The sequence below is a fragment of the Frigoribacterium sp. AC759 genome (assembly GCF_979256015.1).
The window spans coordinates 1-237 of sequence record NZ_CEEDMT010000194.1; the positions used below are offsets into that span (position 1 = coordinate 1).

A 237-nucleotide genomic window follows, 5' to 3' on the forward strand; every position below is an offset into this window, starting at 1 on the left:
GTCTACAAATTCGTCACCGCCCGCCGCTGGCACCCGACCGACCGGGAGGCCAACCGCGACCTGCTGGACGAGGGCACGCTCCACGTCGCCCGATTCCTCGACGACGGCATGCTGGAATGGCTGCCGCTGGTGCATGGCCAGGGGCCGCTGACGGCAGCCAATGGCTTCGCCTCCCAGGCGGAGGTGCTGATCCATACCCGCCGCGCCGCGGACCTGCTCGGCGCCACGCCGATGGAC

General features: G+C 70.9%; 1 protein-coding gene. It reads left to right on the forward strand.

Annotated features, from left to right (window positions below; genetic code table 11):
* The coding region (locus tag ACZ6JE_RS15625; RefSeq protein ID WP_464319544.1) for an alkaline phosphatase PhoX at positions 1-237 on the forward strand (237 nt) is incomplete at both ends.